Genomic DNA, 1,494 nt, shown 5'->3' on the forward strand with positions numbered 1-1,494 from the left:
CGCCCGCGCGGGCGGTGGTCGGCCTGGACGACACGTACCACAAGGCGCAGCTGCGCTACCAGGTCACCGCGCAGCGCCCGGCGGCCGTCGACCGCACGCTGCGCTGGCTGCGGACCCTGCCCGGCAGGTGCGCGACGTTCGTCGCGACCAGCGCCAACGGCACGCGCCAGCAGGTCGAGGTGGCCGGGGCGGCGCTCCCCGAGGCGGGGGACGCCCGGCAGGGGCTGCGGGTCACGTCGACGATCGAGTACCAGGACGAGCCGGTCTCGCTGACCCTGGACGTGGCGGCCGTCCGCGTCGGCCAGGACGCGTTCACGCTGACCAACGGCGGTCTGGGCGATGTCTACTCCGAGGTCACGGCGGCGGCGGTGCAGCTGGGCGCCGAACGGCTGGCGGCGGTGCGCAAGCAGGGCCGGGTGCTGGTCTGAGCGGCGCCGAGGGCTACTCCCGGTCGAACGCCTCCCGCTGGGCGACCACGTCGTGCGCCAGGTCCGGGACCGTACGGCCGTGCGCGAAGGCCCGGGCGCGCAGCCGGGCCAGCGCCTCGTCCGCGCCCACCCGCAGCCGGGCCATGATCATGCCGACGGCCTGGAAGACCTGGTCGTGACCGTGGGCCAGCTCGGTCAGCCAGGTGCCGCCCGGCCGGGTGTCGTCCTCGTCGCCGCACGGCAGGTACACCAGCGCGACCGTCATGACCTTGGCGATGAGGTGCGCGATGTGCAGCTCACGGGCGGTGAGGGTGCCGGGGGCGTCCCGGTACAGGTCGAGGGTGCCGACACATCCCGCCCTGTCCCCCAGGGGCAGCGCGTACACGGCCTGGATCCCGGCCGCGGTCGCCTGCTGGGCGAAGACCGGCCAGCGCGCGGCGCTCGACGCAGCGCCCAGGTCGGCGACGAGCACGGGCGCCCCGGTCCGGGCGGCCTCCAGGCAGGGGCCCTCTCCCAGGCTGGCCTGGATCTCCATCAGCTCGGCGGCACGGTCGTCCCCGGCGCTCAGCGGCACCGGCATGCCCACGCCGGACAGCGAGACGCTCGCGGAGGACACCGGCAGTACCCGCGTCGCGACCTCGCACAGCCGGCGCGGCAGCTCACCGGGACCGACGCCGCGCACCGATTCCGCGATCACGTCGGCGGCCCACGCTCCGTCCCGCTCGTTCCTGGGCCGCACGGTCACTCCCTCCTGGACCGGTGGAACCACAAGGGAAAACGAGGCCCGACTACCCGACGGGGGTGCCCCGAAACAACCGTTCCGCCCTGCGCGGGGGCTGCCGGTCCTACGCTGGGGTCATGACCGAGCAGGCGATCTACCGGCGCCCTCGCGAGACGCGCGACCGCCTCACGCCACCGCCCGGCTTCACGTCTCCGGAGATCACGGACGGCGAGAAGGACATGTTCCGGAGTTAGGGAGCCGGCTCCTCGCGTTGCACGCCCGGGCCGCAGGGCGGTTCCGTGGCCTGTGCCGGGCCCGCGTTCGCGGCGGCGACCAGGGCGGTGA

The 1,494-nt window shown here is 75.0% G+C and carries 1 protein-coding gene and 1 pseudogene; one reads left to right on the top strand and one right to left on the bottom strand.

Annotation, left to right across the window (positions count from 1 at the left end):
• Positions 1 to 428, top strand: a pseudogene (locus tag CCN42_RS43010) (hypothetical protein); the annotation flags it as partial.
• A gap of 13 nt (positions 429 to 441) precedes the next feature.
• Here CCN42_RS43010 and CCN42_RS37895 read toward each other — a convergent pair.
• On the bottom strand, positions 442 to 1,167 hold the full coding sequence (locus tag CCN42_RS37895; RefSeq protein ID WP_086741785.1) for a GAF and ANTAR domain-containing protein: 726 nt from the start codon (positions 1,165 to 1,167) through the stop codon (positions 442 to 444).
• Between the last annotated feature and the right edge of the window lie 327 nt (positions 1,168 to 1,494).

This window comes from Streptomyces glaucescens, from assembly GCF_002154375.1.
In the GTDB taxonomy this organism is placed as follows: domain Bacteria; phylum Actinomycetota; class Actinomycetes; order Streptomycetales; family Streptomycetaceae; genus Streptomyces; species Streptomyces glaucescens.